The 26,864-nt window shown below is 54.5% G+C and carries 20 protein-coding genes; 12 read left to right on the top strand and 8 right to left on the bottom strand.

Going from position 1 to position 26,864, the window contains the following annotated elements; translation table 11 throughout:
- Nucleotides 1-22: 22 nt before the first annotated feature.
- Complete coding sequence (gene hslO / locus E0L21_RS18125) at nucleotides 23-901, top strand: Hsp33 family molecular chaperone HslO (protein ID WP_131411931.1); 879 nt, start codon at nucleotides 23-25, stop codon at nucleotides 899-901.
- 337 nt (nucleotides 902-1,238) lie between these two features.
- The gene (gene pckA / locus E0L21_RS18120) at nucleotides 1,239-2,858 is read left to right on the top strand and encodes a phosphoenolpyruvate carboxykinase (ATP) (protein ID WP_131411929.1); all 1,620 of its coding nucleotides are present in this window, start codon (nucleotides 1,239-1,241) and stop codon (nucleotides 2,856-2,858) included.
- Between the two features lie 45 nt (nucleotides 2,859-2,903).
- Here the strand turns inward: pckA and envZ are convergent, their stop codons facing one another.
- Together envZ and ompR are read right to left on the bottom strand one after the other, a co-directional pair.
- The gene (envZ, locus tag E0L21_RS18115) at nucleotides 2,904-4,256 is read right to left on the bottom strand and encodes a two-component system sensor histidine kinase EnvZ (RefSeq protein ID WP_131411927.1); all 1,353 of its coding nucleotides are present in this window, start codon (nucleotides 4,254-4,256) and stop codon (nucleotides 2,904-2,906) included.
- The gene (gene ompR, locus E0L21_RS18110) at nucleotides 4,253-4,972 is read right to left on the bottom strand and encodes an osmolarity response regulator transcription factor OmpR (protein ID WP_001157751.1); all 720 of its coding nucleotides are present in this window, start codon (nucleotides 4,970-4,972) and stop codon (nucleotides 4,253-4,255) included. Before ompR ends, envZ begins: the two co-directional genes overlap by 4 nt.
- A gap of 227 nt (nucleotides 4,973-5,199) precedes the next feature.
- Here ompR and greB point away from each other — a divergent pair, with 227 nt between their 5' ends.
- From greB to feoC, 5 genes are all read left to right on the top strand, one after another.
- Nucleotides 5,200-5,673 (top strand): transcription elongation factor GreB, encoded by a 474-nt coding sequence (greB, locus tag E0L21_RS18105; protein ID WP_097399927.1) that lies wholly within the window; start codon nucleotides 5,200-5,202, stop codon nucleotides 5,671-5,673.
- Between the two features lie 95 nt (nucleotides 5,674-5,768).
- Nucleotides 5,769-8,108, top strand: coding sequence for a Tex family protein (locus tag E0L21_RS18100; RefSeq protein WP_131411925.1), 2,340 nt, complete (start codon nucleotides 5,769-5,771; stop codon nucleotides 8,106-8,108).
- 493 nt (nucleotides 8,109-8,601) lie between these two features.
- Nucleotides 8,602-8,829, top strand: coding sequence for a ferrous iron transporter A (gene feoA, locus E0L21_RS18095; RefSeq protein WP_017459530.1), 228 nt, complete (start codon nucleotides 8,602-8,604; stop codon nucleotides 8,827-8,829).
- 32 nt (nucleotides 8,830-8,861) lie between these two features.
- Nucleotides 8,862-11,180, top strand: a complete 2,319-nt coding sequence (gene feoB / locus E0L21_RS18090; RefSeq protein WP_131411923.1) for a Fe(2+) transporter permease subunit FeoB — start codon at nucleotides 8,862-8,864, stop codon at nucleotides 11,178-11,180.
- 11 nt (nucleotides 11,181-11,191) lie between these two features.
- Complete coding sequence (feoC, locus tag E0L21_RS18085; RefSeq protein WP_131411921.1) at nucleotides 11,192-11,431, top strand: [Fe-S]-dependent transcriptional repressor FeoC; 240 nt, start codon at nucleotides 11,192-11,194, stop codon at nucleotides 11,429-11,431.
- Here the strand turns inward: feoC and bioH are convergent.
- Nucleotides 11,428-12,201: a pimeloyl-ACP methyl ester esterase BioH gene (gene bioH, locus E0L21_RS18080; protein ID WP_131411919.1), complete on the bottom strand. Its 774-nt coding sequence runs from the start codon at nucleotides 12,199-12,201 to the stop codon at nucleotides 11,428-11,430. The genes feoC and bioH overlap by 4 nt on opposite strands.
- Before the next feature lie 38 nt (nucleotides 12,202-12,239).
- Here bioH and gntX point away from each other — a divergent pair, with 38 nt between their 5' ends.
- From gntX to gntT, 3 genes are all read left to right on the top strand, one after another.
- Complete coding sequence (gntX, locus tag E0L21_RS18075) at nucleotides 12,240-12,923, top strand: DNA utilization protein GntX (RefSeq protein ID WP_131411917.1); 684 nt, start codon at nucleotides 12,240-12,242, stop codon at nucleotides 12,921-12,923.
- Nucleotides 12,924-12,981: 58 nt separating this feature from the next.
- Complete coding sequence (nfuA, locus tag E0L21_RS18070; protein WP_131411915.1) at nucleotides 12,982-13,557, top strand: Fe-S biogenesis protein NfuA; 576 nt, start codon at nucleotides 12,982-12,984, stop codon at nucleotides 13,555-13,557.
- 360 nt (nucleotides 13,558-13,917) lie between these two features.
- A complete protein-coding gene (gene gntT, locus E0L21_RS18065; protein WP_131411913.1) occupies nucleotides 13,918-15,234 on the top strand; it encodes a gluconate transporter in 1,317 nt (438 codons plus the stop codon).
- 44 nt (nucleotides 15,235-15,278) lie between these two features.
- Here gntT and malQ read toward each other — a convergent pair whose 3' ends face one another.
- Complete coding sequence (gene malQ / locus E0L21_RS18060; RefSeq protein ID WP_131411911.1) at nucleotides 15,279-17,369, bottom strand: 4-alpha-glucanotransferase; 2,091 nt, start codon at nucleotides 17,367-17,369, stop codon at nucleotides 15,279-15,281.
- A 9-nt stretch (nucleotides 17,370-17,378) separates the two neighbouring features.
- The gene (gene malP / locus E0L21_RS18055; protein WP_131411909.1) at nucleotides 17,379-19,772 is read right to left on the bottom strand and encodes a maltodextrin phosphorylase; all 2,394 of its coding nucleotides are present in this window, start codon (nucleotides 19,770-19,772) and stop codon (nucleotides 17,379-17,381) included.
- Between the two features lie 606 nt (nucleotides 19,773-20,378).
- On the opposite strand from malP, the gene malT reads away from it, so the two are divergent.
- A complete protein-coding gene (malT, locus tag E0L21_RS18045) occupies nucleotides 20,379-23,084 on the top strand; it encodes an HTH-type transcriptional regulator MalT (protein ID WP_131411907.1) in 2,706 nt (901 codons plus the stop codon).
- 18 nt (nucleotides 23,085-23,102) lie between these two features.
- Here malT and E0L21_RS18040 read toward each other — a convergent pair whose 3' ends face one another.
- From E0L21_RS18040 to glpE, 3 genes are read right to left on the bottom strand one after another with little or no spacing between them, the layout of a single operon-like run.
- On the bottom strand, nucleotides 23,103-23,861 hold the full coding sequence (locus tag E0L21_RS18040) for a DeoR/GlpR family transcriptional regulator (RefSeq protein WP_017459542.1): 759 nt from the start codon (nucleotides 23,859-23,861) through the stop codon (nucleotides 23,103-23,105).
- Between the two features lie 17 nt (nucleotides 23,862-23,878).
- Entirely contained in the window at nucleotides 23,879-24,709 is an 831-nt protein-coding gene (gene glpG, locus E0L21_RS18035) for a rhomboid family intramembrane serine protease GlpG (protein WP_131411905.1), read from the bottom strand.
- A 58-nt stretch (nucleotides 24,710-24,767) separates the two neighbouring features.
- Nucleotides 24,768-25,097 carry a thiosulfate sulfurtransferase GlpE gene (glpE, locus tag E0L21_RS18030; protein ID WP_131411903.1) on the bottom strand — a complete coding sequence of 110 codons (330 nt, stop codon included), beginning with the start codon at nucleotides 25,095-25,097 and terminating at the stop codon, nucleotides 24,768-24,770.
- A gap of 189 nt (nucleotides 25,098-25,286) precedes the next feature.
- Here glpE and glpD point away from each other — a divergent pair, with 189 nt between their 5' ends.
- A complete protein-coding gene (gene glpD, locus E0L21_RS18025; RefSeq protein WP_131411901.1) occupies nucleotides 25,287-26,792 on the top strand; it encodes a glycerol-3-phosphate dehydrogenase in 1,506 nt (501 codons plus the stop codon).
- Nucleotides 26,793-26,864 lie beyond the last annotated feature (72 nt).

Genomic DNA, 26,864 nt, shown 5'->3' with positions numbered 1-26,864 from the left:
CTCACCCGCAAGAGAGATAATCATGGCCATTCAAGACCAATTACACCGCTATCTTTTTGAAAACTACGCTGTTCGCGGCGAACTGGTGACCGTTTCCCATACCTGGAAACAGATCCTCGAAAACCACAACTATCCGCTGCCGGTAAAAACGGTGCTCGGCGAGTTGCTGGTCGCTACCAGCCTGCTGACCGCGACGCTGAAATTTGCCGGTGATATTACCGTACAGTTGCAAGGTGATGGCCCGATGAGCCTGGCGGTTATCAACGGTAACAATCGCCAGCAAATGCGCGGTGTGGCGCGTGTTCAGGGCGATGTACCGGAAAATGCGGATCTGAAAACGCTGGTGGGCAACGGCTATTTAGTTATCACCATTACGCCTGAAGAGGGCGAGCGTTATCAGGGTGTTGTTGGTCTTGAGGGCGATACGCTGGCGGCATGCCTGGAAGATTACTTCCTGCGTTCAGAACAGCTGCCGACACGTTTGTTTATCCGCACCGACGAGGTTGATGGCCAGCCCGCAGCGGGCGGCATGCTGCTGCAGGTATTGCCAGCGCAGGAAACGCAGGCTGAAGATTTTGAGCATCTGGCTGTGCTGACGGAAACCATTAAAGCGGAAGAGTTGCTGACGCTGGCGGCGGAAGATGTGCTGTGGCGTTTGTATCACGAAGAAGAAGTCACGCTGTATGATCCACAAGATGTGGAATTCAAATGCACTTGCTCTCGTGAACGCTGCGCGGGTGCGCTGAAGACGCTGCCGGACGAAGAAGTGGATAGCATCCTCGCGGAAGAGGGCGAAATCGATATGCACTGCGACTATTGCGGTAGCCACTATCTGTTTAACGCGATGGATATTGCCGAGATCCGCAACAACGCTTCTCCTGCCGATCCGCAGGTGCACTAAACGACCTTCCTCACGCCGCCTGCGGGCGGCGTTTTTGCATGACTCGTCACGTTTCCGTTAAAATCCACAATGAAAGTGTTACGTAACTTACTTTCATGAAAGCGATTACAGTCACAAAGCCGCGGTTAAAAATGTCGTCTTACGCCATTTTTGGAACATTTACCCCATAAATGAGGCTATTTTTGCCATAATCCGTCTCGTTACGTGACCACAATCACAGTGTTTTCCGTCAGTCTGGGTTTGTCGAGTTAGGTAAATCTATGAGCCTCGTCCCGGTAAGCGGGTAAAAAACAACCCTACAATTTCAGGCAGTACATATTGGCTAAGGAGCAGTGACATGCGCGTTAAGAGCTTAACCCCGCAGGATCTCAAGGCTTATGGTATCAACGATGTTCAGGATGTCGTCTACAACCCCGATTACGATACGCTGTATCAGGAGGAGCTCCGTCCAGACCTGGAAGGATATGAGCGTGGTGTGCTGACGAATTCTGGTGCTGTCACCGTCGACACCGGTATTTTTACCGGCCGTTCGCCGAAAGATAAGTATATTGTGCGTGATGACACCACCCGCGATACCGTGTGGTGGTCCGATAAAGGCAAGGGCAAGAACGACAACAAGCCGATCTCGCCTGAAATCTGGCAACATTTAAAAGGTCTGGTAACCCGGCAGCTTTCCGGAAAGCGTCTGTTTATTATTGACGCATTTTGCGGCGCAAACCCGGATACGCGCCTCTCGGTGCGTTTTATCACCGAAGTCGCCTGGCAGGCGCACTTCGTGAAGAACATGTTCATTCGTCCCACCGAAGAAGAACTGGCAAGCTTTACGCCGGACTTTATCGTGATGAATGGCGCGAAGTGCACCAACCCGCAATGGCAAGAGCAAGGTCTCAACTCGGAAAACTTTGTCGCCTTTAATCTCACCGAACGCATCCAGCTGATTGGCGGAACCTGGTACGGCGGCGAGATGAAGAAAGGTATGTTCTCGATCATGAACTACCTGCTGCCGTTACAGGGCATCGCCTCGATGCACTGTTCAGCAAACGTCGGTGAAAAAGGCGATGTAGCCGTGTTTTTCGGCCTCTCCGGCACCGGCAAAACCACCCTCTCTACCGACCCGAAACGCCGCTTAATTGGCGACGATGAACACGGCTGGGATGATGATGGCGTCTTCAACTTTGAAGGCGGTTGCTACGCCAAAACCATTCGGCTTTCGGAAGAAGCTGAACCGGATATTTTCCACGCCATTCGTCGCGATGCGTTGCTGGAAAATGTCAGCGTCCGCGACGACGGCAGCATTGATTATGATGATGCGTCGAAAACGGAAAACACCCGTGTGTCGTATCCGATTTACCATATTCAGAACATTGTTAAACCAGTCTCCAAAGCAGGCCACGCCACGAAGGTTATCTTCCTGACGGCGGATGCTTTCGGCGTACTACCGCCGGTTTCGCGCCTGACTGCCAGCCAGACGCAGTACCATTTCCTCTCGGGTTTTACCGCTAAACTTGCCGGAACCGAACGCGGCGTCACCGAACCGACACCGACATTCTCTGCCTGCTTTGGTGCCGCGTTTTTATCGCTGCATCCAACCCAGTACGCGGAGGTTCTGGTGAAAAGAATGCAGGCTGCCGGCGCTCAGGCGTATCTGGTCAATACCGGCTGGAACGGCACCGGTAAACGTATCTCTATCAAGGACACGCGGGCGATTATCGACGCGATTCTTAATGGCTCGCTGGACGATGCGGAAACCTTTACCCTGCCGATGTTCAACCTGGCAATCCCGACTTCGCTGCCCGGCGTGGATACGCGCATTCTCGACCCGCGCAATACCTATGCGTCCCCGGAGCAGTGGCAGGAGAAAGCCGCGCAGCTGGCTGCCTTGTTTATTGAAAACTTCGAGAAGTACACCGATACCGCTGCCGGCGCCGCGTTAGTCAGCGCCGGGCCAAAAGTGTAATTTGGCTACGCAAGAGAAACAAAACCCGCCAGATGGCGGGTTTTTTTATGCTTCTTTGTTCTGCCCACTCAGTCGGGCAATCGGGATCGGCAGCCAGGCGCGAATACAGAGCCCGCCCCGCTCGCTGGTGCCCAATTCAAGAATGCCGTTATGGTTATCCACAATACGCTGCACGATCGCCAGCCCGAGGCCAGTGCCGCTGGTGCTGCGCGCGCTGTCACCACGGACAAACGGCTGGAACAGATGTTCGCGCTGCTCCGGTTTGATACCAGGACCGTCATCTTCAACCTGGAACCAAGCGCGATTGTGCTCAGTGCCGCTGCTGACTTTGATCCAGCCATTGCCGTAGCGCGCCGCGTTAACCACCATATTGGCAACCGCGCGTTTAATGGAAAGCGGGTGCATCCGCACGAAAATCTCGCTCTCTTTCAATCCGGTATCGATTTCACGTTCGTAGCCACTTTCTGCGGCGATCACTTCGCCAAGCACCGCATTCAGTTCGGCCACTTCCATCGGCATCTCCTGCCCGGTACGCAGATAATCGATAAACTGCTCGATAATCGCGTTGCACTCTTCAATATCTTTATTAATAGATTCAGCGAGATAACCATCTTCTGCCGCCATCATCTCCGTCGCTAAGCGAATACGCGTGAGCGGCGTACGCAGATCGTGGCTGACGCCTGCCATCAATAATGTACGATCGTCGGCAAGTTGCTTAACCCCGGCGGCCATCTGGTTAAAGGCGCGGGTGACCGAGCGCACTTCCGACGCGCCATATTCACGCAGCGGCGGCGGAATATGCCCTTTCCCCACCTTCAGTGCGGCGTGTTCCAGGTCAACAAGTGGTCGGTTCTGAATACGGATAAACAACCAGGCACCGCCTATCGCCAGTAGCATAATCGCCAGCGTGTAGCGGAACAGCGGGGAGAAATCCCCTTGATGAATTTCGGTCAGCGGCACGCGCACCCAGATATTGGGCGACAGCCAGGTTTTCAGCCACACCACCGGCGAGCTTTTATTCACCTCAACGCGCACTTCGGTCGGGCCGCCAAGCTGCTGCGCCATTTGCTGGCTTAAGAATTCGTAATGCTGTGCCCAACGCAGGCCGGCGTCTTCCGCGGCCTCGTTGGAATAAAGCGAAATGCCCAGCTCGCGGTAAATCTCACGACGAAACGCCGGAGGCACCACCAGCTGCGTGCCGTCCTCCAGTTGCAGTTTATCGGTCATCAACATACGCACTTCGTACGCGAGAACCTTATTAAACTGCTGGAGGCTAGGCAAAATGGCGAAGTTGAGCACCACCAGGTAGGTCGTCACCAGGCTGGCAAACAGCAAGGTGACGATAAGTAACAGGGTGCGGGCAAAAGAACTTCGCGGCGAGAAACGCACTCGCATCATGCTTTAGAGCCGTCCGGCACAAACACGTAGCCCAGACCCCAAACTGTCTGAATATAACGAGGGTGCGCCGGATCTTCTTCCACCATGCGGCGCAAGCGTGAGATCTGCACGTCAATAGAACGCTCCATCGCCGAGTATTCACGGCCGCGCGCCAGGTTCATCAGTTTATCGCGCGACAGCGGTTCACGCGGGTGGCTCACCAGCGCTTTTAGCACTGCGAACTCACCGCTGGTCAGTGGCATCGGCTCGTCTTCGCGGAACATTTCGCGCGTCCCGAGATTCAGCTTGAACTTACCAAACGCAATGACCGCTTCTTCCTGCGACGGCGCACCCGGCAGTTCATTCGCCTGACGGCGCAGCACAGCGCGAATACGCGCCAGCAGCTCACGCGGGTTAAACGGTTTTGGAATATAATCGTCGGCACCGATTTCCAGACCCACAATGCGGTCCACTTCTTCGCCTTTCGCCGTCACCATAATAATCGGCATCGGGTTGCTCTGGCTGCGCAAACGCCGGCAGATAGAGAGACCATCTTCGCCTGGCAGCATCAGATCCAGCACCATCAGATGGAAAGATTCACGGGTTAACAGACGATCCATCTGCTCAGCGTTAGCCACGCTGCGAACCTGGAAGCCCTGCTCGGTAAGGTAACGCTCAAGCAATGCGCGCAGGCGCATGTCGTCATCCACGACCAGAATCTTATAATTCTCTTGCATTGTTTATACTCCCAAAGGTTCCGACAATAATGTTTCCGTATTCTAGAAAAGTGCGCGTTCACGACCAGCGAAATCTGGTATACATTCTAGTCGAAATTGTTACAAAGCATATTTAACAGCAGCTTATATGCATATGTCATCACAGAAAGCATGATTAATCTGCACCTTACACTATCCCATTTGTAAAGTGTGTGCAGGCAAGAATGTCCCGGAAATAAGGCCCAAGAATGAAAACGCCCCTGATTACCCGCGAAGGTTATGAAAAACTGAAGCAGGAACTCGATTTTCTCTGGCGTCAGGAGCGCCCGGAAGTCACCAAAAAAGTCACCTGGGCGGCCAGCCTCGGCGATCGTAGCGAAAACGCCGATTACCAGTACAACAAAAAGCGTCTGCGCGAGATAGACCGCCGTGTGCGCTATCTCACCAAATGCCTGGAAAATCTTAAAATCGTTGATTACTCCCCTCAGCAGGAAGGCAAAGTTTTTTTTGGTGCATGGGTGGAAATTGAAAACGACGACGGCGACACACTGCGTTTTCGCATCGTTGGTTATGATGAAATTTTTGGTCGCAAAGATTACATCTCTATCGACTCACCCATGGCACGCGCTCTGCTCAAGAAAGAGGAAGGCGACGTGGCGGTAGTGCAAACGCCCGGCGGTGAAGCAACCTGGTATATCAATCAAATTGAATACGTGAAATAACCTCCAGAACCGTCTGAGAAGCCCTGCGCGGCTGGCATTTTGCGATGTCAGTCCGTATAACTATCCCCTGATTTTTGTTCAGAAGATGAAATGACATGATGAATGATTCGCTCTGCCGCATTATTGCGGGTGAACTTCAGGCACGAACCGAACAGGTGGAATCCGCCGTTCGCCTGCTTGATGAAGGGAACACAGTGCCGTTTATCGCGCGCTATCGTAAAGAGGTCACCGGCGGTCTGGATGACACGCAATTGCGTCAGCTCGAAACCCGCCTTGGTTATCTGCGCGAACTGGAAGAACGCCGCCAGGCGATTCTGAAATCGATTGGCGAACAGGGCAAGCTCAGCGATGAGCTGGCAAAAGCCATTAACGGTACGCTGAGCAAAACCGAGCTTGAAGACCTCTACCTGCCGTATAAACCTAAGCGCCGCACGCGCGGGCAAATCGCCATCGAAGCCGGGCTGGAAGCACTGGCAGATTCATTGTGGAATGATCCGTCGCAAGATCCTGAAACACTGGCTGCGACATTTGTCGATGCCGATAAAGGCGTCGCCGACAGCAAAGCGGCGCTGGATGGCGCGCGCTACATCCTGATGGAACGCTTTGCGGAAGATGCCGCGCTGTTGGCGAAAGTGCGTGATTATTTGTGGAAAAATGCGCACCTGGTCGCAACAGTCGTCAGCGGGAAAGAGGACGAAGGTGCGAAATTCCGCGACTATTTCGATCATCACGAACCGATTTCGACGGTCCCTTCACACCGCGCGCTGGCGATGTTTCGCGGGCGTAACGAAGGCGTGCTGCAACTGGCGCTGAACGCCGATCCGCAGTTTGATGAGCCGCCAAAAGAGAGCCACTGCGAGCAAATCATTATCGATCATCTCGGCTTGCGCCTGAACAACGCGCCGGCGGACAGCTGGCGTAAAGGCGTGGTGAGCTGGACGTGGCGTATCAAAGTGTTGATGCATCTGGAAACGGAGCTGATGAGCACGGTGCGCGAACGCGCGGAAGACGAAGCCATCAATGTTTTCGCCCGCAACCTGCACGATCTGCTGATGGCCGCCCCTGCCGGGCTGCGCGCCACGATGGGTCTCGATCCGGGTCTGCGTACCGGGGTGAAAGTCGCGGTAGTGGACGCCACCGGCAAAGTGGTCGCCACCGACACCATCTATCCGCATACCGGGCAAGCGGCAAAAGCAGCGGTGGCCGTTGCGGCACTGTGCGAAAAACATAATGTTGAGCTGGTGGCGATTGGTAACGGCACCGCCTCGCGCGAAACAGAACGTTTCTACCTCGATGTGCAGAAACAGTTCCCGAAAGTGACCGCGCAGAAAGTGATTGTCAGCGAAGCGGGCGCATCGGTTTATTCCGCCTCTGAACTGGCGGCGCTCGAATTCCCGGATTTGGATGTTTCACTGCGCGGCGCGGTCTCAATCGCCCGTCGTTTGCAGGATCCGCTGGCGGAGCTGGTGAAAATCGATCCGAAATCTATCGGAGTCGGCCAGTACCAGCACGATGTCAGCCAGACGCAACTGGCGCGCAAACTGGATGCCGTCGTCGAGGATTGTGTAAACGCCGTCGGCGTTGATCTGAATACCGCCTCTGTGCCGCTGCTGACGCGTGTTGCCGGTTTAACCCGCATGATGGCGCAGAATATTGTCTCCTGGCGCGATGAAAACGGTCAGTTCCTGAACCGCCAGCAGTTGCTGAAAGTTAGCCGCCTGGGGCCAAAAGCCTTTGAGCAGTGCGCGGGCTTCCTGCGTATTAACCATGGCGACAACCCGCTGGACGCTTCTACGGTTCACCCGGAAACCTACCCGGTGGTTGAACGTATTCTGGCGGCAACCGAGCAGTCATTGCGCGATTTGATGGGCAACAGCACGGAGCTGCGCAAACTGAAAGCCAGTGATTTTACCGATGCGCAGTTCGGTGTACCGACGGTTACCGACATCATCAAAGAGCTGGAAAAACCGGGGCGCGACCCGCGTCCGGAGTTTAAAACAGCGACCTTTGCCGAAGGCGTGGAAACGATGAATGACCTGCTGCCGGGCATGGTGCTCGAAGGCGCGGTAACCAACGTGACTAACTTTGGCGCTTTCGTTGATATCGGTGTGCATCAGGATGGTCTGGTGCATATCTCATCGCTGGCGGATAAGTTCGTCGAAGATCCGCATACCGTGGTGAAAGCGGGCGATATCGTGAAGGTCAAAGTGCTGGAAGTGGATTTACCGCGCAAGCGAATCGCGTTGACCATGCGTCTGGACGAGCAGCCAGGCGACACCAACACCCGTCGTGGCAACGGCAACAGCAGTAACCGCGATAACGGAAATCGTAATGCGGCGCGCCCGGCAAAAGCGCCACGTGGCCGCGACAGCCAGCCGAGCGGCAACAGTGCAATGATGGATGCACTCGCCGCAGCAATGGGTAAAAAACGTTAATCTTTCCCCCTCCCTTCACCGGGAGGGGCATTTTCTTCATTTACGTTCGAAAAAGTCCAAATTAATCCTGCCAAATGATGAGCGAAATGCAATTAACTCGTTATTTCGCCTATCATTTAATATTCAAAATTATTAACCAATCATACCTAAATTTTATTTTTACTTTTGGTCTTTGCATTATTTTCTTTGCACGACGCATATTACAAATATTCAACAATCATTAACTTTATAAAATAAAGATTATCTTTTTAACCTGGCGGTCATATTTTTTCGTTTTACGCAGAGAATAGACAACCCAACAAAATTTTGAGCTACGTCAAAAGAGAATCAAATTATCAATTCTGCCCCCGGCAAACGCATTTTTATGATTGATGATAAAAACTATTCTCATTATCATTGGGTCAGTAGATTGTTTCTCCACTCCTTCGATGATGAACAGTGCGCCAGACGGCGCGTGATAACTCTTGGCTCGCAGCGAAAATAAGTAGGCTCTATGCAATTCTCTCCAGACAGTGCGTGGAAAATCACCGGTTTCTCTCAAGAAATAAGCCCGGCCTGGCGGCAGAAACTCCTGTCATTAGGGATGTTGCCCGGCTCCTCTTTTAATGTGGTACGCGTCGCGCCGCTGGGCGATCCTATTCATATTGAAACCCGCCGCGTTAATTTAGTGTTACGGAAGAAAGATCTCGCATTCCTCGAACTGGAAGCGGTTTCTCGTTAATCAGCCAGTCGTTATAAGAGCGGTAAGTAAAAATGAAAAAATTGACCATTGGCTTAATTGGTAACCCTAATTCTGGCAAGACAACGTTATTTAATCAGCTAACCGGCGCGCGTCAGCGTGTGGGAAACTGGTCCGGCGTAACCGTTGAGCGCAAAGAGGGCCAATTCAACACCACCGACAACCACGTTACGCTGGTCGATCTTCCTGGAACCTATTCGCTCACCACCATTTCCGCGCAAACCTCGCTGGATGAGCAGATCGCCTGCCACTACATTTTAAGCGGTGATGCCGATCTGGTGATTAATGTTGTCGATGCATCGAATCTTGAGCGCAACCTCTATCTGACGTTACAACTGCTGGAGCTTGGCGTACCGTGCATTATTGCGCTCAACATGCTGGATATTGCGGAAAAACAGAAAGTCCGCATTGATATCGATGGCCTTGCCGCGCGCCTGGGTTGTCCGGTGATCCCGCTGGTTTCCACTCGCGGTCGCGGGATTGAAGCGTTGAAAATGGCTGTCGACCGTCATCAACACAACGACAACGTTGAGCTGGTGCATTACGCCCAACCCCTCTCCCGCGAAGCAGACGCGCTGGCGCAGCAAATGACCGACGATGTGCCGTTGCAGCAGCGTCGCTGGATGGGCCTGCAAATGCTGGAAGGCGATATCTACAGCCGCGCCAACTCTGGCGTAAGCGAACAGCAACTGGATGCCTCACTCGCGCGCCTGGGAACGGAAATGGACGACCCCGCTCTGCATATTGCAGATGCACGTTACCAGTCGATTGCGGCGATTTGCGATACCGTCAGCAACACGCTGACTGCCGAGCCAAGCCAGTTCACCGCCGCAGTTGACCGCATCATCATTAACCGCTTTTTGGGTTTGCCGATCTTTTTGTTCGTCATGTACCTGATGTTTCTGTTTGCCATCAACATCGGCGGCGCATTCCAGCCCATTTTCGATGCGGGCTCGGTAGCCATATTTATTCATGGTATTCAGTGGCTGGGTTATACCCTGCACTTCCCGGAATGGCTGACCGTATTCCTGGCACAAGGCATTGGCGGCGGTGTAAACACCGTGCTGCCGCTGGTGCCGCAGCTCGGCATGATGTACCTGTTTATGTCCTTCCTTGAAGATTCCGGTTACATGGCACGCGCCGCGTTTGTAATGGATCGTCTGATGCAATCGCTGGGGCTGCCGGGCAAATCTTTCGTACCGCTGATTGTCGGTTTCGGCTGCAACGTGCCGTCAGTGATGGGCGCGCGTACATTAGACGCGCCGCGCGAACGTTTGATAACCATTATGATGGCGCCCTTTATGTCCTGCGGCGCGCGTCTGGCCATTTTCGCTGTTTTCGCTGCTGCCTTTTTCGGCCAGCAGGGAGCGCTCACCGTCTTCTCGCTGTATGTGATCGGTATCGTGATGGCGATCCTTACCGGCCTGGTACTGAAACATACGCTGCTGCGCGGTGAAGCATCGCCGTTTGTGATGGAACTGCCGGTGTACCACGTTCCGCATCTGAAAAGCCTGTTGCTGCAAACCTGGCAGCGCCTGAAAGGCTTTGTCATCCGCGCGGGTAAAGTGATTATCATCGTCAGCATTTTCCTCAGTGCGATGAACAGTTTTTCGCTGGATGGCCGCACCGTACACAAAATTGATGAATCCGCGCTGGCTTCTGTCAGTCGCGTATTTACTCCGCTGCTGGAGCCGATTGGTGTGCATGGCGATCACTGGCAAGCCACAGTGGGTCTTGTCACTGGCGCAATGGCGAAAGAGGTGGTCGTCGGTACGCTGAACTCGCTTTACACCGCGGAAAATATTGAGCATGAAGCCTTTAACCCAGCAGAATTTAGCCTGACGGATGAACTGATTGCCGCCCTGGAAGACACGGCGAAAAGCGTAAAAGAAACGTTCAGCCTGAGCGTGCTGGCGAACCCAATCGAAGCCAGCAAAGGCGATGGTGAAATGGCGACCGGCACCATGGGCGTGATGAGCGAAAAATTTGGCAGCGCGGCAGCCGCGTACAGCTACCTGATTTTTGTACTGCTTTACGTACCGTGCATCACCGCGATGGGTGCTATCGCCCGTGAATCCAGCCGTGGCTGGATGGGTTTCTCGGTACTGTGGGGGCTGAATATCGCCTACTCACTCGCCACGCTCTTTTACCAAACAGCGACCTTCAGCGATCATCAGGTCTATAGTCTGACCTGCATTCTGGCGGTTCTTCTGTTTAACGTGGTGGTGATTAGCGCGCTTCGCCGCGCCAGAAGTCGGGTGGATGTCAATCTGCTGGCCACGCGCAAAACCGCCGCCAGCTGCTGCGACAGCCCGGCGGGCGATTGTCACTAAGGAGCAACAAAATGGCGTCGTTAATTGAAGTGCGCGACTTGTTGGCGTTGCAAGGCCGAATGGAGGCTCAGCAACTGAGCGCCGCATTACACACGCCGCGTGCAATGATCGACGCCATGCTCGATCGTATGGAAGCCATGGGCAAAGCGGTGCGTATTCAGGAAGAGGCTACCGGTTGTTTAACCGGTAGCTGCAAACAGTGCCCGGAAGGGAAAAGCGCCTGTTCCCGCGAATGGTGGGCGCTGCGTTAAACGAGCCTGGCTTTCAGCGCCAGCAACGCATCGCAGAATTCATCAGGGTGTGAAACAAACGGCGCATGTGCCGCTTTCGGGAAGATCAACGACTCGCTCTGCGGCCACATATCATCCAATAACGGGACGATTTTACGTGGCACCAACCCGTCAAGGCGGCCATACATACGCAAAAATGGCAGCGTCAGTCCACCAAGCGCTTCGCGTAAATCCACCGTTTTTAAAATCTCCAGCCCGCCATTCAGTACTTCTGTTAGCGGCATCGGAAGCGACAGCACCGCGTTTTTAAGCTGGCGAGCATCCTGCCTTGCGGTTTCGGTGCCGAGCGTCTGCAATGCCAGGAAACGCTCAACGGTACGCTGAAAATCCTCACTCAATTGCTGCTGGAAACCGGCCAGCACCGCTGGCTTGATACCTGCCCAATCCCCCTGCGCGCTAAAACAGGGCGATGAGGCAACCGTGACCAGCGCGCTGACGCGTTCGGGTGATTGCAACGCAATCTGGCTCGCCACCAAACCGCCCAGGCTCCAGCCCAGCCAAATTGCCTGCTGGGGCGCGTGAGATAACACAATTTCTGCCATCTGCGGCAGCGCCAGTGCGCCAAACCCTTCGCTTCTGCCATAGCCCGGCAAATCCACTAAATGCAGCGTAAATTGCGAACTCAGTTCCGGCGTAATGCAATCCCAGACCTGAGCATTCAGCCCCCATCCGTGCAGCAGCACAAGATGACAATTTCCCTCGCCTTTGGTTTGCCACCAGATGTTCTTCATCAGCTATCGTTCTCTTCTTTCACACAAGGAGGTGGCACATGCTAACAGTGCCGGGCTTATGCTGGCTATGTGGAATGCCATTGATGCTGAGCCAGTGGGGAATCTGTTCAAGCTGCACGCGCGCCATGAAAGTGCGCGAAAAAGTTTGCCCTTTGTGCGGTTTACCTGCCGCTCGCGACGACATGCTCTGCGGGCGCTGTCTGCAAAAACCGCCGCCCTGGCAGCGGCTGATTGCCGTCAGCCGTTACGCGCCACCGCTTAGCCCGCTGGTGCAGCAGTTTAAATTTTTGCCTCGCCCGGAAATGGCCCGCGCGCTGGCACGTCTGCTGCTGTTAGCCGTGTTAAACGCGCGCCGCAGCGGGAACTGGCAAAGGCCGGATCTGATCCTCAGCGTACCGCTGCATGCACGTCGCCAGTGGCGCAGAGGGTTTAATCAAAGTGATCTGCTGTGCCGGGCGCTGACGCATTGGTTGCAATGCCCATACGCTTCCGTCGCGCTGCGCCGGGTGCGGGCAACGCCTGTTCAGCACCAACTCAACGCCCGTTTGCGCAAACAGAACCTGAAAAATGCCTTTCATCTTGAATTGCCGGTCGCTGGTCTCCATATCGTCGTGGTGGATGATGTCGTCACAACTGGCAGCACCGTTGCGGAAATCACCCGGCTGCTTTTACGCAGCGGCGCAGCAACTGTTCAGGTCTGGTGCCTGTGTCGAACCTTGTAGACCCTCGATGATGGGCGTATTATAACCAAGTAAAATAGTCAACTATTAGGCCATTGCTATGATCCGTATTTCCGACGCTGCCCAAGCGCACTTTGTCAAACTGTTGGCAAATCAGGAAGAAGGGACACAAATCCGCGTATTTGTGATTAACCCAGGCACGCCAAACGCTGAGTGCGGCGTCTCGTATTGCCCGCCGGACGCGGTTGAAGCCACCGACACCGCGCTGAAGTTTGAACAACTGGTTGCCTATGTCGATGAGCTGAGCGCGCCGTATCTGGAAGATGCGGAAATCGATTTTGTCACCGACCAGTTGGGTTCCCAGCTGACGCTGAAAGCGCCGAACGCCAAAATGCGTAAAGTATCCGACGACGCACCGCTGATGGAGCGCGTGGAGTATTTGCTGCAGTCACAAATCAACCCGCAACTGGCTGGTCACGGCGGTCGTGTTTCGCTGATGGAGATCACCGATGAAGGTTACGCCATCCTGCAGTTTGGCGGCGGCTGTAACGGTTGCTCCATGGTCGACGTCACGCTGAAAGAGGGTATCGAAAAGCAGCTGCTGACCGAGTTCCCGGAGCTGAAAGGCGTGCGCGATCTGACCGAGCACCAGCGCGGCGAGCACTCTTACTACTAAGCCTGCTTTCTGCTGTAGATTGCCCGGCGGCGTTCTGCTTGCCGGGTCTACAAAGTTACTCCTTGTGTTACCCGTATCTCCCTGCCCCTATTTCCCTTTTCCCTGGTGTTTAGTTTCCCGGCGTTAATATGACGCATGTCTCAGATCTTACATTTAGATCGCCAGAGTGATTCTCTTTTCATAGATGTTACCCGTATCATTCCTGTCAGCACCGACAACTTAAAAAACATCCGACTACAATTTTTAGCAATGGATGTCAGCCGCAACGGTGCCGCAGCTCGCTCTTTCCTCTTTCGGGAATTTTCAGCGGCTGCCAGAAACACTGACGTTACCCATAACAAATTAAAGGCCAGGTAAATCATGCCATTAGTCATTGTCGCTATCGGTGTTGCTCTCTTACTCCTGTTAATGATCCGCTTCAAACTGAACGGATTTATCGCTCTGATCCTCGTGGCGCTCGCCGTGGGAATGATGCAGGGCATGCCGCTCGATGCCGTTATTAAATCCATTAAAAATGGTGTCGGCGGTACGCTGGGCAGCCTTGCGCTGATCATGGGCTTTGGCGCCATGCTCGGCAAAATGCTGGCGGACTGCGGCGGTGCACAGCGCATTGCCACAACGCTTATTGAAAAGTTTGGTCGCCAATACATTCAATGGGCAGTAGTGCTGACCGGTTTTACCGTCGGTTTCGCGCTGTTCTATGAAGTTGGTTTCGTACTGCTGCTGCCGCTGGTATTCACCATCGCGGCGTCCGCGCGTATTCCGCTGCTGTATGTCGGTGTGCCGATGGCGGCAGCGCTGTCAGTGACGCACGGCTTCCTGCCTCCGCACCCGGGTCCAACGGCGATTGCGACCATTTTCCATGCTGATATGGGCAAAACGCTGCTCTACGGTACGCTGCTCGGTATCCCAACCGTGATCCTGGCTGGCCCGGTCTATGCGCGTTTCCTGAAAAGCATTGATAAACCGATCCCGGAAGGTCTCTACAACGCGAAAACCTTCACTGAAGAAGAGATGCCGGGCTTTGGCGTCAGCGTCTGGACGTCACTGGTACCGGTAGTTCTGATGGCGCTGCGTGCGGTAGCAGAAATGCTGCTGCCGAAAGGCCACGCGCTGCTGCCTTACGCAGAGTTCTTCGGCGACCCGGTCATGGCCACCATGATTGCGGTGCTGATTGCCGTCTTCACTTTCGGTCTGAACCGTGGCCGTTCGATGGACGACATCAACGAAACGCTGACCAGCTCCATCAAAATCATCGCCATGATGTTGCTGATCATCGGCGGTGGCGGTGCGTTCAAACAGGTTCTGGTTGATAGTGGCGTAGATAAATACATCGCCTCAATGATGCATTCCACCAATCTCTCCCCGCTGTTTATGGCGTGGTCAATTGCGGCAGTGCTGCGTATTGCGCTGGGTTCCGCGACCGTTGCGGCAATCACCGCCGGTGGCATTGCGGCGCCGCTGATTGCCACCACAGGCGTGAGCCCGGAATTGATGGTGATTGCGGTCGGTTCCGGTAGTGTGATTTTCTCTCACGTTAACGATCCGGGTTTCTGGCTGTTCAAAGAGTATTTCAACCTGACCATCGGCGAGACCATGCGCTCCTGGTCGGCACTGGAAACTATTATTTCGCTCTGTGGCCTGATCGGCTGCCTGCTGTTAGGCATGGTGGTTTAATTCAGTCGCTGCACGTGAAAAGGCCCGGATAACCGGGCCTTTTTTTATTTCCGTTTTGCCGCCGTTTTGCGACGTCGGTCGAGATCTTTTAATAACTTATTGACCTTTTCATCGGCAAACATCGCCTCCAGCGACACCGCCAGCTTCCGCCGCCAGTTTTTATACTGATAGCTGGTGCCTGGAATATTTACCGGCCCGGCCATATCGAGCCAGTCTTCCGGTTGCAGCCCCAACAGCGCGCTGTTGCTGTCGGCGATATAACGCTGCATTCCACGATTGAGCACCGATGTCATTGGTGTACGTGAGGCTTTATGTCCGGCGCGCTGCGGCAAACAGCCGTACTGATGAAGCGCATCGAGCAGCCCCTGTTTCGCCAGTTCGCGATCCTGATACAAGCCGCGTAAAACAACCTCATCAGGATAAAGTCCCAACGTTTTACCGAGCGTCAAATCGCCGCTTTCCCAGTAGCCGCGTAGCGTAGGGAGATCATGCGTTGTCGCCACCGCCATTGACTGTTGCGGATACGACTGCGGTGCGCGGAACGTTTTTTCATGATCGTTTTCGAAGTAGAGCACTTTGTAAGAGTAAACGCCGCTGCTGCGCAGTTTACCGACGATCTCCACCGGTACGGTCCCCAGATCTTCACCAATCACCATGCACTGATGACGCTGGCTTTCCAGCGCGAGAATCGCGAGCAAGTCATCGACTGGGTACTGCACATACGCGCCGTGATCCGCCGTTTCACCGTACGGGATCCACCACAGACGCAGCATCGACATCACATGATCAATACGCAGCGCACCGCAATTTTCCATGTTGGCACGCAGCAGATCGATAAATGGCGCATAAGCACGGGCGTGGATCACATGAGGATCCATCGGCGGTAGGCCCCAGTTTTGCCCCAGCGGGCCCAGAATATCTGGCGGCGCACCGACGGATGCCTTCAGGCAGTACAGCTCGCGATCGCACCAGGTTTCTGCGCCACCTTCCGCAACACCCACCGCCAGGTCGCGGTACAGACCAATCGGCATCGCGTACCCCTGGCTGGTTTGCCAGCAATCGGCGAACTGGGTGTAAGCCAGCCATTGCAGCCACAGGTAGAAATTCACCTCATCCGCATGCTCTTTGCAGAACGCTTTCACCTTTGGGCTATGCGTGTTCTGGAATCCTTCCGGCCACACCGGCCAGCCCCAGCGCAGCGCATCTTCCTTCACCTGATTGGCATGAATGGCATCGAACGCTGCTTGCCAGTAAAGGCTTTCGCCTTCCTGCTGCACAAAGCGCTGAAACGCCACAACCTGCTCATCGCTCTCCGCGCGCTGGCGGAAGCGCAGCCACGCCATGCGCAACGCCTCCAGTTTCAGCGCTGTAACGGTGGCGTAATCCACCCACTGTGCATCACGGACGGCTCGCAGCGTTTCGCGCGTCGTGGACAGGTTCCACCAGGCCTGCGCCTCTTCGCTGTCGCGGAAATCCGCCACCGCATTGACATCGATATAGATAACATTCAACCAGCGGCGCGATGACGGGCTGTACGGGCTGGCGCTCTCCGGGTTTGCCGGATAGAGCGCATGAATCGGGTTAAGCCCGATAAACGCGCCGCCGCGGCTAGCAACCTCGCCGAGCATCTTTTTCAGATCGCCGAAATCGCCAATCCCCCAGTTACTCTCAGAACGCAGGGTGTAGAGCTGCACACATGCGCCCCATAGTTTCTTACCGTCGAGCAGCGCCTGAGGTTCATAACAACGCGCCGGCGCGATAATCGCCCGGCACTGCCAGTGCTGATTTTTCTGCGTCACAGTTAGCGTGTGATAACCCAGCGGCAGACCAGTGGGCAGTGGCAAATTAGCACCACCGCGCGCGTCGCCCTGGTATTGCTTGCCGGTTTCCGTGGTGAGTTGCCACTGGAAATCACCTTTACCGACAACCGGCAGCACCTTTTTCTTGCCATGGATAAACACTTGCACCACTGGCACTGGCGGTGCGCTGACCGCCACCGCAGGCGCAGGATGCATTGCATCCAGTAAGCGCTGCTTGGTTTGTATGGTAATGGATTGCGGTTTACCGTGCGCATTGATGTAGTTTGGGCTGATCCCCGCCGCCAGCGCGGCCTGTTCCAGACGTTTACTCTCCATCGCCCTTCCTTAGCGTTTAGCCTGCCAGATACGGGTTTGATAATCGCGAATCGAACGGTCGGAGCTAAACATTCCGCAACGCGCAGTATTCAGGATCGCGGCGCGCGTCCAGGCTTCCTGGTCGCGGTAGAGCACATCGACACGTTTTTGCGCGGCCACGTAATCAGCGAAATCCGCCAGCACCAGATACGGGTCGCCGCCCTGTTTGCCGATACTGTGCAGCATCTGGTCGAATGCGTGTTTATCGCCATCGCTGTATTTACCGCTTTCCAGCTCTTTCAGCACCGCATCCAGAAGCTTGTCTTTTTTGCGCCACTTCAGCGGGTCGTACCCTTTCGCTTTCAGCGCCTTCACCTGCTCAACGGTGTTACCGAAGATAAAGATATTCTCCTCGCCCACCTGCTCAGCAATCTCGACGTTGGCACCGTCCAGCGTACCGACGGTTAACGCACCATTCAGCGCCAGCTTCATGTTGCCAGTGCCAGATGCCTCTTTACCGGCCGTGGAGATCTGCTCGGAAACGTCCGCTGCCGGAATCAATTTTTCCGCCGCCGAGACACAGTAATCCGGCAGGAAGACAACCTTCAGTTTGTCGCCAATGCTGGCGTCGTGATTAATCACTTCCGCCACTTTATTGATGGCATAAATAATATTTTTCGCCAGGTAGTACCCCGGCGCGGCTTTCGCGCCAAACAGGAACACGCGCGGCACGCGGTCGGTTTGCGGGTTTTCGCGGATCTCTTTATACAGCGCGATGATATGCAGCAAACCAAGATGCTGGCGTTTGTACTCGTGCAAACGCTTGATTTGAATATCGAACAGTGCTTGCGGGTTAATGTCTATGCCGGTACGCGCTTTCACAAACGCCGCCAGTTGCTGTTTGTTGTGCTGCTTAATCTCGCGGTACTGTTTGCGGAACGCCGCATCGTCGGCGTATTTCTCCAGGTTAATCAATTGGTCGAGATCGTTGGCCCACTCTTTTTTCAGCGTCTTATCAAGCAGCGCAGCCAGTTGCGGGTTGCACTGTTTGATCCAGCGGCGCGGGGTGATGCCATTGGTGACGTTATGGAATTTGCCCGGCCACAGTTGGTGGTATTCCGGGAACAGGTCTTTCACCACCAGATCCGAGTGCAGCGCCGCAACACCGTTGACCGCAAAACCGCCAACCACGCACAGGTTCGCCATGCGCACCTGTTTGTGATGCACGACCGCCAGCTTCGCCCACACCGCTTTGTCGCCCGGCCAGGTTTGCTCGACCAGCACTTTAAATTTGTCGTTAATCTGCTTAATGATTTGCATATGGCGCGGCAGCAGCGCTTTCACCAGCGTTTCGTCCCAGCACTCCAGCGCTTCAGGCATCAACGTATGGTTGGTATAGGCGAAAGTGCGGCTGGTGATCGCCCACGCATCCTCCCAGCTCAGTTGATGTTCATCGAGCAATACCCGCAGCAGCTCAGGAATGGCGATGGTCGGATGCGTATCGTTCAGTTGAATAACTTCATAGTCCGGCAGTTGCGCCAACTTGCGCCCCGCAAGATGATGGCGGCGCAGAATATCGGCTATCGAACAGGCACACTGGAAATATTGCTGCATCAGACGCAGCTTTTTGCCCGCCTGATGGTTGTCATTCGGGTAGAGCACTTTGGTGAGCTTTTCCGCATCAATACCGGTTTGTTCGGCACGCAGAAAATCGCCATCGTTAAATTTGGTAAGGTTAAACGGGTGCGCGTGCGTCGCCTGCCACAGGCGCAGCGGCTGTGTTACGCCATTGCGATAGCCGATGACCGGCAGATCCCAGGCTTCACCAATCAACGTAAAAGCGGGTTGCCAGAGCCCTTCCTTGCTGACTTTACCGCCAATCCCGACCTGCACGTCCAGTTGTTCGTTATGGCTAAACCATGGGTAGCTGCGGCGGTGCCAGTCGTCCGGCGCTTCGTGTTGTTGCCCGTCAACAAAAGACTGGCGGAACAAACCGTATTGATAGTTCAGACCGTAACCGGTGGCCGACTGACCAACGGTGGCCATCGAATCGAGGAAGCAAGCCGCCAGGCGTCCTAAACCGCCGTTGCCGAGCGCCGGATCGATCTCCTCTTCCAGCAGGTCGGTCAAATTAATGTTGTGGTGTTGCAGCACCTCGCCGACACCCTGATACCAGCCCAAATTCAACAAATTGTTGCCGGTCAGGCGACCAATCAAAAACTCCATGGAGATATAGTTGACGTGACGCTGCTTTTTCGCCGCTTTGGGCGCGGGCTGCGCCGCCAACAAATCCGCCAGCGCACCGCTGACCGCTTGCCACCATTGATGGGTTGTCATGTCATTCGCGGCCTGAACCCCAAAACGCTGCCACTGGCGCGTAAGAGCCGTTTCAAATTCCGCTTTATTAAACGTTGGCTTTGACATAAAGAATCCGGGTCCTGTAATGAAGTAGATCGACGTTTGCGATAGTGTGCCTGGCTCAACAGGTGACTTCCTCATCCTGCCAGGGATTAGCCGGGGAGGAGTGGCGGGGATGAGCGAAAAGTGTGATCGCCGCCACCTAAAGGTAGCGTCTTTTTTGAACATTATTCAATCAAAAAAGCAGCAACAAAGCATGAGAAATTCATCCTGCGTGCAGGAAAAATGAAATGACGTTTCGGAGAGAATAAGTATTGCTGACCAGTGAAAATTTGGCGAAATAATATTTCGGTGAATGGAATTGTTCGTTTTTTGCTATTTGTGCGTTTATGTCAGCCAATGTCTTAATATTTCGAATAAAGACCTTATAGTTGCCGATTGTATTACAAATCCTTGCTGCCGTAGCCCGCCAGTCCTGCTTCCTCGCCTTTTGCCATTATTGTGCTTTATTTATTCGCGACATAAATAGAAATGTGACATGGTGCAAATTCACAATCGCCAGATTCGGACATAACTTGCAATATTTCTTCATCTGGCCGACCTTATTACCATTAATTACGAAGCGCAAAAAAAATCTCCCCCTCCGTTTTTTCGCACAGTGAAGTGATAACTATGTTGATTCCGTCCAAATTAAGTCGCCCGGTTCGTCTCGACCACACGGTGGTTCGGGAACGGCTGCTGGCTAAACTTTCCGGCGCCAACAATTATCGGCTTGCGCTGGTAACCAGCCCTGCGGGTTACGGCAAAACCACGCTCATTTCACAGTGGGCAGCAGGTAAGAACGACGTTGGCTGGTATTCGCTGGATGAGGGAGATAACCAGCAAGAACGATTTGCCAGCTATTTTATTGCCGCCGTTCAGCAGGCGACGGGCGGGCACTGCGTTAGCAGTGAAGTGATGGCGCAAAAGCGCCAGTACGCCAGCCTGCCGTCGCTCTTTTCACAGCTATTTATTGAGCTGACCGAATGGCAGCGCCCGTTGTATCTGGTGATTGATGATTACCATCTCGTCACCAACCCGGTGATCCACGATGCGATGCGCTTTTTCTTACGCCATCAGCCAGAAAACCTGACGCTGATTGTGCTGTCGCGCAACTTGCCGCAGTTAGGCATCGCGAATCTTCGTGTGCGCGAGCAGTTACTGGAAATTGGCAGCCACCAGCTTGCCTTTACCCACCAGGAAGCCAAACAGTTCTTCGACTGTCGCCTGACCTCCCCTATTGAAGCGGCAGAGAGCAGCCGCCTGTGTGACGACGTAGCCGGTTGGGCAACAGCACTCCAGCTTATCGCGCTTTCCGCCCGGCAAAACCACAGCGCTCCGCACCAGTCTGCGCGTCGCCTGGCGGGCATTAACGCCACCCATTTATCGGATTATCTGGTTGATGAAGTGTTGGATAATGTCGATGTCGATACCCGCCATTTCCTGCTCAAAAGCGCGCTGCTGCGTTCTATGAACGACGCGCTGATTGTGCGCGTGACCGGCGAAGAGAACGGGCAGATGCGGCTGGAAGAGATTGAGCGCCAGGGCCTGTTCCTGCAACGGATGGACGATTCCGGCGAATGGTTTAGCTACCACCCGCTGTTTGGCAGCTTCCTGCGCCAGCGTTGCCAGTGGGAACTGGCGACAGAGTTACCGGACATACACCGCGCGGCAGCGGAGAGTTGGATGGCGCAAGGCTTCCCGAGCGAGGCCATTCACCATGCGCTGGCGGCGGGCGATGGCATTATGCTGCGCGATATTCTGCTGCATCACGCCTGGGGGCTGTTTAACCACAGCGAGCTGAGCGTGCTGGAAGAGTCGCTAAAAGCGCTGCCGTGGGAAAGCTTGCTGGAAAACCCTCGCCTGGTGCTGTTGCAAGCCTGGCTGATGCAAAGCCAGCACCGCTACAGTGAAGTGAATACCCTTTTGGCGCGCGCTGAACAGGAGATGACCACACAAATGGACGCCTCGCTGCACGGCGATTTCAATGCCTTGCGCGCGCAGGTGGCTATCAACGATGGCGACCCGGTGGAAGCCGAACGGCTGGCGATGGTGGCGCTTGAAGAGTTGCCGCTGGCAAATTACTACAGCCGCATTGTGGCCACCTCGGTCCACGGCGAAGTGCTGCACTGCAAAGGCGAGCTGACCAATTCGCTGTCGGTCATGCAGCAAACCGAGCAGATGGCGCGTCGCCATGATGTCTGGCACTACGCGTTGTGGAGCCTTATTCAGCAAAGCGAAATTCTGTTCGCCCAAGGCTTCCTGCAAGCCGCCTGGGAGATGCAAGAGAAAGCGTTCTCGCTTATCCGTGAACAGCATCTTGAACAACTGCCGATGCATGAATTTTTGCTGCGCATCCGCGCGCAACTGTTGTGGGCGTGGGCAAGGTTGGACGAGTCCGAAGCAGCGGCGCGCCAGGGTATGGAGGTGCTTTCCGCTCTGCAACCGCAGCAACAATTGCAGTGTCTGGCGTTGCTGGTGCAAAACTCGCTGGCGCGCGGCGATCTGGATAATGCCCGCAGCCACCTGCACCGGCTGGAAAACTTGCTCGGTAATGGTCAGTACCATAGCGACTGGGTATCAAACGCCGACAAAGTACGGGTGATCTACTGGCAAATGACCTGCGATAAAAAAGCGGCCGCCCAGTGGCTGCGCCAGACGCCTAAACCTGAATTTGCCAATAACCACTTCTTGCAAAGCCAGTGGCGTAATATTGCCCGCGCGCAGATTCTGCTCGGTGATTTCGACCCGGCGGAGATGGTGCTTGAAGAGTTAAACGAAAATGCCCGCAGCCTGCGACTGATGAGCGATATCAACCGCAACCTGCTGCTGTTGAACCAGCTTTACTGGCAGGCGGGACGTAAAAATGACGCGCAGCGGGTGTTGCTTGAGGCATTGCAACTGGCTAACCGCACCGGGTTTATCAGCCACTTCGTGATTGAAGGTGAAGCAATGGCGCAGCAATTGCGTCAGTTAATTCAGCTTAATACGCTGCCGGAACTGGATCAGCATCGCGCCCAGCGTATTCTGCGCGATATCAATCAGCATCACCGTCACAAGTTCGCGCATTTTGATGAGAACTTTGTCGAACGGCTGCTAACTCACCCTGAAGTACCGGAATTGATCCGCACCAGCCCGCTGACCCAGCGCGAGTGGCAGGTGCTGGGGCTGATTTATTCTGGCTACAGCAATGAACAGATTGCGGGCGAGCTGGCCGTCGCGGCGACGACCATTAAAACCCATATCCGCAATCTCTATCAGAAGCTCGGCGTCGCCCATCGCCAGGATGCGGTTCAGCATGCGCAGCAGCTATTGAAGATAATGGGTTACGGGGTGTAAAAACCGCCGAAAGGCGGTTTAACACAACTCCAGTTGCACGTTGTTGCTGGTAATCACCTGCACCACGCTTGCAGGTGGCATTGTATCGGTGTAAACCGCGTCCACCATGCTGATACTGCCCATATTGACCATCGCGTTACGACCAAACTTCGAGTGATCCACCACCAGCATCACATGGCGCGAGTTTTCAATGATCGCCCGTTTGGTACGCACTTCATGGTAATCAAACTCCAGCAATGAGCCATCCGCATCAATGCCGCTAATGCCGAGGATGCCGAAATCGAGGCGGAATTGAGAGATAAAATCGAGCGTCGCCTCGCCCACAATGCCGCCGTCCCGGCTGCGAAGCTCACCGCCCGCCAGAATCACCCGAAAGTCGTCTTTTTTCATTAATGTATTGGCAACGTTCAGGTTGTTGGTGACGATGCGTAAATCACTGTGGTTGAGCAGCGCATGAGCGACCGCTTCCGGCGTGGTGCCAATATCAATAAAGAGCGTGGCGCCGTTGGGAATTTGTTCTGCCACTTTGCGGGCAATACGTTCTTTTTCCGCCGTTTGTGTCGCTTTGCGATCGTGCCAGGAGGTGTTTTCCGAGCTCGATGGCAACGCCGCACCACCGTGATGACGCAAAATTTTATTTTGATCTGCCAGATCGTTCAGATCGCGGCGAATCGTTTGTGGACTAACGGAAAATTGCTCGACTAACTCTTCGGTACTGACGTATCCCTGCTGTTTAACCAGTTCAATAATTGCGTCATGACGCTGTGTTTGTTTCATGAATTGTCCCTGGATAATTATGTTCGTTTTCGCACATTTCTTGTGTCGACCAGCGCCATCGCCAGCCCAATCACCATCCCCGCCGTGTGCGCGCCATTAGCAATCGCGAAGCCGGTCAAACCGAACCACTCCGCTATCATCAGCACCACGGTGAAGATAAACAATCCGTTAGGTAACGCAATCTGCGATTCCGGGTCGCGTATACCGCGCAGCCAGGCATAGCCAATTAGCGCGTAAACCACGCCGGATAAGCCGCCAAACCACGGGCCGGTAAGCTGATGCTGCACAAAACCGCTCAATAAGGCGCTAATGAGGGTAATGACCACCAATTTTCCGGTGCCCAGCCGTTTTTCAACCATGCCGCCAAGATACCACCACCAGAAAAGGTTGAAGATGATGTGCACCAGCGAAAAGTGCATTATCGCATGGGTGAAGTAGCGCCAGACTTCAAACTGCACGCTTGCATCCCACGGCCAGGCAAGCCACATCATTACCGTTTGATCGCCGATGATGTTCATCATCACAAACACAACAATGCACAGCGCCGACATCAGCAGCGTTAATGGCCCGCCGCGCTCACGCAGCGCCGCCCGCAAGGGAAAGCGGCGATAGTGCAAGCCACTATCGATTTGGCCGGATTGCCAGCTCGCCGCCAGGTAACGCGGGTCGCCAGGGTTTTCCATAAAACGCGCCAGTTCGCTGCGTACGCGTTCTGCCTGGCTTTCATCTGCCAGCCAGACATCGCTTTGTTGATGGTGTTGAAGAGTGAGGATCACACCCTGGGTCTGCATATAATCAACAAACGCCTGGGCGACGCGAGGGTTGGAAAAAGAGGTAATCATCAACATGGCAGGCGTCGTTTAGTCCCTACAAAAAAAGACAGTATACCGAAGACAAGCGCAATGCCTACAGCGCACCGTGCATCACTTCTGACGGAAAGTGGCGATGCCAGGCGTCGAAACCGCCGTCCACGCTGTAGACCTGATCGTAGCCCTGCTGCAACAGATATTGCGCAGCGCCTTTACTGCTGTTGCCGTGATAGCACATCACCATCACCGGCGTGTCGAAGTCGTTATCACGCATAAACGCGCCCAGCGTGTCGTTGGTTAAATGAAACGCGCCTGGCGTATGGCCCATCGCAAAGCTCTGCGGATCGCGAATATCCACCAGTACGGCCTGTTGCTGGTGCAATTTTTGGTGGGCTTCTTCTACGTTAATACACTCAAAGTGATCCATGACGTTCTCTTAATTGACACAGTAAATGGCTATCCTGCCGTCAAGTGTACGTCGTGACGGCGGGTTAGCGCCATTATGTTATGCATATCACTCTAAATTGTTTTTTTGATGTTACCAAAGGCGCGTTCCTTTGCTATTATGAGCGATATCGAACATTTTTGAGCTATAACGAAAGTGCATGAGGACAGCATGGAAACCAAAGATCTGATTGTGATAGGCGGGGGCATTAATGGTGCCGGTATCGCGGTTGACGCCGCAGGGCGTGGTTTATCCGTGCTGATGCTGGAAGCACAGGATCTCGCCTGCGCGACATCCAGCAACAGCTCCAAATTGATTCACGGCGGCCTGCGCTACCTTGAACACTACGAATTCCGCCTGGTGAGCGAAGCGCTGGCCGAACGCGAAGTGCTGCTGAAAATGGCACCACACATCGCTTTCCCGATGCGTTTTCGTCTGCCGCACCGCCCGCACCTGCGCCCGGCGTGGATGATCCGCATTGGTCTGTTTATGTACGATCACCTGGGTAAACGCACCAGTTTGCCTGCATCGCGCGGTTTGCGTTTTGGCGCAGAATCGGTGCTGAAACCGGAAATCGTGCGCGGTTTCGAATATTCTGACTGCTGGGTGGACGATGCGCGTCTGGTATTGGCCAATGCGCAGATGGTGGAACAAAAAGGCGGTAAAGTGATGACCCGCACCCGCGCAACCAGCGCACGCCGCGAAAATGGCATGTGGATTGTTGAAGCGGAAGATATCGACACCGGAGAAAAATTCAGCTGGCAGGCGCGCGGCCTGGTTAATGCCACCGGCCCGTGGGTGAAAGAATTCTTCGATGACGGCATGCATCTGCCATCCCCGTACGGCATCCGCCTGATCAAAGGTAGCCATATTGTGGTACCGCGCGCACACACGCAAAAACAGGCGTATATCCTGCAAAACGAAGATAAGCGTATTGTCTTTGTGATTCCGTGGATGGATGAGTTTTCGATTATCGGCACCACGGACGTGGAATATAAAGGCGATCCGAAGCACGTTGAGATCGACGAAAACGAGATCAACTACCTGCTGAAGGTCTATAACGGTCACTTCAAGAAACAGCTGACCCGCGAGGACATTGTCTGGACCTACTCAGGCGTACGTCCGCTGTGTGATGACGAATCCGATTCGCCGCAGGCCATCACCCGCGACTATACGCTGGATATCCACGACGAAAACGGCAAAGCGCCGCTGCTGTCAGTGTTTGGCGGCAAGTTGACCACTTACCGCAAGCTGGCTGAACACGCGCTGGAAAAACTGACGCCGTACTACAAAGGTATTGGCCCTGCGTGGACGAAAAGCTGCGTGCTGCCTGGCGGGGATATTGCGGGCGACCGCGATGATTACGCCGCCAAATTGCGCCGCCGTTATCCGTTTATCAGCGAATCGCTGGCGCGCCATTATGCCCGCACTTACGGCAGCAACAGCGAGCTAATACTGGCGAATGCCACCAGCCTTGAAGAGTTAGGCGAGCATTTTGGTCACGAATTGTATGAAGCCGAATTGCGTTACCTGGTCGAACACGAATGGGTCAGACGCCTGGACGACGCTATTTGGCGCCGCACCAAACTCGGCATGTGGCTGAATGCGGAAGAGCAGTCACGCGTGGCGCAATGGCTAACGCGTCATCATAAAGCGGAACTGTCGCTGGCGTCGTAACAGAATCAGCCTCTCCCCTACGGGAGACTGGCATCGCAAGAGAAGAAACCTCTCCCGACCGGGAGAGGTTTT

Source organism: Kosakonia quasisacchari (genome assembly GCF_004331415.1).
GTDB classification, from domain to species: Bacteria; Pseudomonadota; Gammaproteobacteria; order Enterobacterales; family Enterobacteriaceae; genus Kosakonia; species Kosakonia quasisacchari.
This window is presented reverse-complemented; position numbering and strand designations above follow the sequence as displayed.